The following is a 6,656-nucleotide window of genomic DNA, read 5'->3' as shown; positions in this document are numbered from 1 at the left end:
GGGTGAGTCTTGGTGGGGGTGGTGCCGATAGTCGGTGGAATGATTTACGGACTGCCTGGCATCGCTGCCTACTGATGGTTCGGGATGAGGTGTTGAGAACCACGGTCTAGCTTGATCCACTTGGCAGCGCGTCCCTTGCCATTGGGTGCGATCAGTCCCTCAGCTTTCATTGCACGCAACACGACGCGCACCATGTCGCGACTGACACCGGGGCAGGCTTCCTCAATCTCCGAGATGGAGAAGGGCAGTTGGCGCTTGAGAATTTCAGCGCGAACGCGATCACCCTTGGCGCCCCGGCCACGCTCGATGTTGCCCACGCGCTCTTCGAATTCCTTGTAGGCGCGCAGCAGCACAGCCCAGAAGTAGTCGAGCCATGGGGCGATGTTGTGAGCTGCCTCGTGCCAGCCCTGGGAGCTGGCCTCCAGCGTTTCGTAATAGCTCTCCTTGGACTCCTCGAAGATGCGCTCCAGGCTGATGAAGCGGCCCACCGCATAGCCGAAGTGATAAAGCAATTGCAGCGTGAGCAGTCGTGCCATACGGCCGTTGCCATCCGGGAATGGGTGGATGCACAGGAAGTCCAGGATGGCGAGAGGCACCAACACCAAGGGATCGGCCAAGTGCTGATCCAGCGCCGAGCGGTAGCGCGTGATCAGGTCCGTCATCGCCATGGGGGTGAGGTGAGCCGCGACTGGCCGAAAGCGGATACGCGAGCTACCGTCGGGGTGGCGCTCGACGATATCGTTGTTCGTGGCCTTCCAGTGCCCGCCCGGTTGCGGCATATAGCGGTACAGCATGCTGTGAAGCTGCAAGATGGTGCCTTCCGAAAACGGCATCTGCTCGCCGCTTTCGTGGATGAGGCCCAGTGAGTCGCGGTAGCCCGCGACTTCCTGCTCAGACCTGCTTTGCGGGGTGGCATTCTTGAGCACCAGTGACTTGAGCCGGTGAGCCGCCACCACGACGCCCTCCAGGCGGTTCGAAGATTCGGTGGACTCGACCACGGCCACCTGCCGCAGGTCGCTTAAGACCTCGGGTGATTGCGCCACGAAGAGCTGCTGCTTGCCACTGTATTCACCCAAGGCGCGCAGCGTCGCCAGTTGCTGCGCGTTGAAGCGCAGCCCGGCGAGATAGTCTGGCGAGATTGATTGCATTGAGCAGCATCCGCGTACGAAATAATGGGGTAATGCTACCGCATATGGGGGTATTTTTGGTAGTCATTACCCCAATAAGGCGGCAATTACCTCATTTATGGAAGGTGCTGCGCTGCCCGTTCGTGTGACTTCTCTCACCATCCAGAAATAACAAAGCCGCGTAATTCGCGGCTTTGTTGTGCTTCCTGGATTTCATCGTCTTTCCGGTGTTTCTGGAAAGATTGTCAGCCCGCTAGACGTTAAACAGGAAATTCATCACATCCCCATCCTTGACCACATACTCCTTGCCTTCTGCCCGCATCTTGCCTGCTTCCTTGGCACCGGTCTCACCCTTGCAGGCGATGTAGTCCTCGAAGGCGATGGTCTGCGCGCGGATGAAGCCGCGCTCGAAGTCGGTGTGGATCACACCCGCCGCCTGCGGGCCGGTGGCGCCGACCGGGACGGTCCAGGCACGCACTTCCTTCACGCCAGCGGTGAAGTAGGTCTGCAGGCCCAGCAGCTTGAAGGCGGCGCGGATCAGGCGGTCCAGGCCCGGTTCTTCCATGCCCATGTCGGCCAGGAAGTCGATCTTGTCGGCGTCGTCCAGGTCGGCGATCTCGGCTTCGATGGCGGCGCAGATGGCGACGATGGGGGCGTTCTGTTCCTTGGCGTAGCCGGTCAACTGGTCCAGCAACGGGTTGTTGGTGAAGCCGCTATCGGACACGTTGGCCACATACATGGCCGGCTTGGCGGTGATCAGGCACAGCGGCTTGATCAGCAGCATCTCTTCGGCATCCAGGCCCAGGGCACGCACCGGCTTGGCTTCGTCCAGCGCCGGCATGATGCGTTCCAGCAGGGCGACCAGCTTGGCGGCGTCCTTGTCGCCGGAACGGGCTTTCTTCTGCTCGCGGTGGATGGCCTTTTCGACCGTGCCCATGTCGGCCAGAGCCAGCTCGGTCTGGATCACGGCGATGTCGTCCAGCGGGCTGACGCGGCCGGCAACGTGGATCACGTTGGGGTCTTCGAAGCAGCGCACCACGTTGACGATGGCGTCGGTCTCGCGGATGTGCGAGAGGAACTGGTTGCCCAGGCCTTCACCCTTGGAGGCACCCGCCACCAGGCCTGCGATGTCGACGAATTCGACGGTCGCCGGCAGGATGCGCTCAGGCTTGACGATCTCGGCCAGCGCCTTCAGGCGCGGATCGGGCACTTCCACGATGCCGACATTGGGCTCGATGGTGCAGAACGGATAGTTCTCGGCGGCGATGCCGGCCTTGGTCAGCGCGTTGAAAAGGGTGGACTTACCGACGTTGGGCAGACCCACGATGCCGCATTTGAGGCTCATGACAGATTCTTCCGAAAGCAAAACCGACATTGTAGCAAGCCGTGCGCCGCAACCCTATGCTTTGCTTGGCTGCATTGTTCTTCCGGGCTGGACCTCCGGGCGCCGGCATCCCTGTCCGGAAACCATGAGGGCCCCTCGACATGGAGCGTTTTGGGGGCGAATTACACCTGTGTTGTCTTTTATATATGAATTCGTTGCGTATATGCCACGCAATGGGAAATATCTGAAATGCACAATATTTAACTGACTCATTCGTCAGCAAGTTGGTTGTTGGCAATAGTTATCAAGTTCCTCTAAATTGCATGCAACTTGTAAAGAAAAGGCTCGTTTCGCCGCGGCCATTTACACGCTGTATTGCCCTCTTGAAAGCGATTTGTAAAATTTGCTCTACAATGTCGGTTTTCCAAAGAACTCGAAGAATCCCTTTGCCTAATATCGTTGAAATCCGCGATCTGCACTTCCGTTATGGCGACCGGCCGATCCTGTCCGGTCTCCATATGGATTTCCCGCGCGGAAAGGTGGTGGCGGTCATGGGCGGTTCCGGTTCGGGCAAGACCACCATCCTGCGGTTGATCGGCGGACAGTTGCAGCCGCAGCAGGGCAGGGTGGAAGTGGATGGCGAAAACGTGCCCGACCTGGGGACCGGACAACTGTATTTGTTGCGTCGCAAGATGGGCATGCTGTTCCAGAACGGCGCGCTGTTTACCGACATGACGGTGTTCGACAACGTGGCCTTTCCACTGCGCGAGCATACCGACCTGGATGAAACGCTCATCCGTGACCTGGTCCTGATGAAGCTCAACGCCGTCGGCCTGCGCAATGCGGCAGCGCTGAAGCCGGCCGAAATCTCCGGCGGCATGGCGCGGCGCGTGGCGCTGGCCCGGGCGATCGCACTGGACCCGGCGCTGATCATGTATGACGAGCCCTTCGCCGGCCTCGATCCGATTTCCATGGGTGTGACCGCCAACCTGATCCGTCGTCTCAATGATGCGCTGGGGTCGACATCCATCCTGGTGTCGCACGACGTCAATGAATCCTTCGGTATCGCCGATTATGTGTATTTCCTGTCCGCCGGCAAGATCGTGGCCCAGGGTACACCGGAAGAGATGCGTCATTCCACCGATCCCTATGTGAAGCAATTTGTCCACGCCGAGGCCGATGGGCCGGTGCCTTTCCACTATCCCGGCAAGTCGCTGGCCGAGGACCTGGGTCTGGGAGGCGGCGCATGATCGTCGGTCTCGTCAGCGGCCTGGGCCGCAGTATCCGGGAGTTCGTGGTCGGGGTCGGTTTCGCCACGCGCATGTTCGTCAACATGCTGGGCGCTTCGTTGGGCTTGCTGCGTCGTCCGCGCCTCATTACCGACCAGATCCACTTCATCGGTAACTATTCGCTGGTGATCATCGCGGTGTCCGGCTTGTTCGTGGGCTTCGTACTGGGTCTGCAGGGTTATTACACGCTCAACAAATACGGTTCCGAACAGGCGCTGGGTCTGCTGGTGGCCCTGTCGCTGACGCGTGAATTGGGTCCGGTGGTGACTGCGCTGCTGTTTGCCGGGCGCGCCGGGACCTCGCTGACCGCCGAGATCGGCCTGATGAAGGCCGGCGAGCAACTGTCGGCCATGGAGATGATGGCCGTGAACCCGCTGCAACGCGTGGTCGCGCCGCGTTTCTGGGCTGGCGTGATCGCCATGCCGGTGCTGGCGGCGATCTTCAGTGCCGTGGGCGTCATGGGCGGTTATGTGGTCGGCGTGCTGCTGATCGGCGTCGATGAAGGTGCCTTCTGGTCGCAGATGCAGGGCGGGGTGGACGTCTGGAACGATATCGCCAACGGCGTGCTGAAAAGCGTCGTCTTCGGTGTGGCAGTGACCTTCGTGGCGCTGTTCCAGGGTTACCAGGCGCAGCCCACGCCGGAGGGGGTGGCCCGCGCCACCACCCGCACCGTGGTGATTGCTTCGCTGATGGTGCTGGGCCTGGACTTCCTGCTGACCGCGCTGATGTTCAGCTGATCGCGGCAAAGAATGTAGAGCGCCCGTACGCGGGCGACGATGAATATAGAGGGTTGAACTATGCAACGTAAATCACTGGATGCCTGGGTTGGAATCTTCGTGCTGCTGGGCGTGGCTGCGCTGGTGTTCCTGGCGCTCAAGGCCGGCAACATGAGCTCGATGTCCTTCGGTCAGAAGACCTATGCCCTCAAGGCCAGCTTCGACAACATCGGCGGCCTGAAGTCGCGTGCGGCGGTCAAGAGCGCCGGCGTGGTGGTGGGCCGCGTGGACTCGATCCGCTTCGACGACCAGACCTTCCGTGCCGTGGTGATGCTGAACATGGACGAAGGCTACAAATTCCCCAAGGACAGCTCCGCAAAGATTCTGACTTCGGGTCTGTTGGGTGAACAATACATCGGCATCGAACCGGGCGGCGATACTGCTAACCTGGCTTCGGGCGATACCATTAAGATGACGCAATCCGCAATCGTGCTGGAGAACCTGATCGGTCAGTTCCTCTACAGCAAGGCGGCAGAGGGAAAGGATGATTCAAAATGAATAAGAAGACCATCAACGCCGCCTACGCGAGCCGCCTGGGCGCTATCGCCCTGGCAGCCGCAGCCCTGACCGGCTGCGCCAGCACCAGCAACAATCCCAATGATCCGCTGGAAGGTTTCAACCGGACCATGTTCAGCTTCAACGACACGGTCGACAAGGTGGCCCTGAAGCCGGCAGCGCAGGCCTATGACGCGGTGGTGCCCAATCCGGTGCAGCATGGCGTGGGCAACTTCTTCGGCAACATCGGCGACCTGTGGTCGTCGATCAACCAGCTGCTGCAGGGTCGCGTCGAGCAGGGTGTATCGACCTTCATGCGCGTGGCCATCAACACCACCTTCGGTCTGGGTGGCGTGCTGGACGTGGCGACCGAAGCCCGCCTGCCGCGTGAAAAGTCCGATTTCGGCCAGACCCTGGGCAAGTGGGGCGTAGGCTCGGGTCCGTACGTGGTGCTGCCGTTCTTCGGCCCGTCGACCGTGCGTGATACCGCCGGCCTGCCGGTGGACCTGTATGGCGACCTGTGGACCTACAAGCGACCGGTGCGCTGGCGCAACGTCGGTACGGTGGTGCGCATCGTCGACCGCCGCGCCCAGTTGCTGGATGCCTCGACCCTGCTGGAAGACGCCGCGCTGGACAAGTACGATTTCGTGCGTGATGCCTACCTGCAACGTCGCCAGAGCCAGATCAATGGCGCCGGTGGTGGCAAGGATCAGCCGGAAAACACCATCGAGCCGTAAAGGCCTGATCGGCTGGCCGGGCTGAATGGCCCGGTTGCGCCGCAGCCCTTGAAAATCCGCTGAACCGCATTATCTGTAACACCCGTTGCCAGCTGTGACGGCACGGGAACCCCGTCATTTGGCGGGTTTCGAAGGAGTTGCCGGCGCTGGTCGCCGACGCTGGTTGCCGGAAGCATGCCGATGTGCATGCCTGCCCGTGCAGAATCCGGCCCCTTCCGCTGACTCGAATGGAAAACCACTTATGAAGATGCTTGCCAAACTTTTCGCCATTGCCGCCATCGCCGTTCCCGCCCTGTCCTTCTCGGGCGCCGCTTCCGCACAGGAGGCTCCGGATGCCCTGGTCAAGCGCATCAGTTCGGAGGTGCTGGACACCGCCAAGAACGACAAGGACATCCAGGCCGGCAACAACGGCCGCATCATGCAGCTGGTCGAACAGAAGATCCTGCCGTATGTGGACTTCGAGCGCATGACCCAGCTGGCCGCCGGCCGTTACTGGCGCCAGGCCACCCCGGAACAGCAGAAGCAGCTGATCACCCAGTTCCGCAGCCTGCTGGTGTTCACCTACTCCGGCGCACTGTCGCAGGTCCGTGACCAGAAGATCGAATTCAAGCCGCTGCGCGCCGCCCCTGGCGATACCGAAGTGGAAGTGAACTCGCAGGTCATCTCCTCGCGTGGCGGTGAACCCATCCAGATGAGCTATCGCCTGGAAAAGAAGGCCGACGGCTGGAAGCTGTATGACGTCAACGTGCTGGGCGCCTGGCTGGTCGAGGCCTACCGTGGCACCTTCTCCAGCGAGATCAGCAAGGGCGGCATCGACGGCCTGATCAAGGCGTTGAGCGACAAGAACCAGCAACTGGCTGCCCGCAGCAACGGCAAGAAGTAATTTTCTTCACCGATCCGAAAGAACC

General features: G+C 60.9%; 7 protein-coding genes. 5 read left to right on the top strand and 2 right to left on the bottom strand.

Features of this window, described 5'->3' with window-relative positions:
• Positions 1 to 68 precede the first annotated feature (68 nt).
• A complete protein-coding gene (locus tag HBH1_RS15975; RefSeq protein ID WP_102663540.1) occupies positions 69 to 1,148 on the bottom strand; it encodes a Fic family protein in 1,080 nt (359 codons plus the stop codon).
• Positions 1,149 to 1,380: 232 nt separating this feature from the next.
• Positions 1,381 to 2,472 (bottom strand): redox-regulated ATPase YchF, encoded by a 1,092-nt coding sequence (ychF, locus tag HBH1_RS15970; protein ID WP_102663539.1) that lies wholly within the window; start codon positions 2,470 to 2,472, stop codon positions 1,381 to 1,383.
• A gap of 425 nt (positions 2,473 to 2,897) precedes the next feature.
• Between ychF and HBH1_RS15965 the strand changes: the two genes are divergently transcribed.
• The 5 genes from HBH1_RS15965 (at position 2,898) to HBH1_RS15945 (ending at position 6,631) form a co-directional block, all read left to right on the top strand.
• Positions 2,898 to 3,701 (top strand): ABC transporter ATP-binding protein, encoded by an 804-nt coding sequence (locus HBH1_RS15965; RefSeq protein WP_006461560.1) that lies wholly within the window; start codon positions 2,898 to 2,900, stop codon positions 3,699 to 3,701.
• Entirely contained in the window at positions 3,698 to 4,477 is a 780-nt protein-coding gene (gene mlaE / locus HBH1_RS15960; RefSeq protein ID WP_102663538.1) for a lipid asymmetry maintenance ABC transporter permease subunit MlaE, read from the top strand. The genes HBH1_RS15965 and mlaE overlap by 4 nt, the downstream gene beginning before the upstream one ends.
• Positions 4,478 to 4,537: 60 nt before the next feature.
• On the top strand, positions 4,538 to 5,014 hold the full coding sequence (gene mlaD, locus HBH1_RS15955; protein WP_006461562.1) for an outer membrane lipid asymmetry maintenance protein MlaD: 477 nt from the start codon (positions 4,538 to 4,540) through the stop codon (positions 5,012 to 5,014).
• Entirely contained in the window at positions 5,011 to 5,748 is a 738-nt protein-coding gene (locus HBH1_RS15950; protein ID WP_102663537.1) for an MlaA family lipoprotein, read from the top strand. The genes mlaD and HBH1_RS15950 overlap by 4 nt, the downstream gene beginning before the upstream one ends.
• Before the next feature lie 241 nt (positions 5,749 to 5,989).
• The gene (locus HBH1_RS15945) at positions 5,990 to 6,631 is read left to right on the top strand and encodes an MlaC/ttg2D family ABC transporter substrate-binding protein (protein ID WP_102663536.1); all 642 of its coding nucleotides are present in this window, start codon (positions 5,990 to 5,992) and stop codon (positions 6,629 to 6,631) included.
• Positions 6,632 to 6,656: the final 25 nt, after the last annotated feature.

Source organism: Herbaspirillum sp. BH-1, assembly GCF_002870055.1.
GTDB lineage: Bacteria > Pseudomonadota > Gammaproteobacteria > Burkholderiales > Burkholderiaceae_D > Herbaspirillum > Herbaspirillum frisingense.
This window is presented reverse-complemented; position numbering and strand designations above follow the sequence as displayed.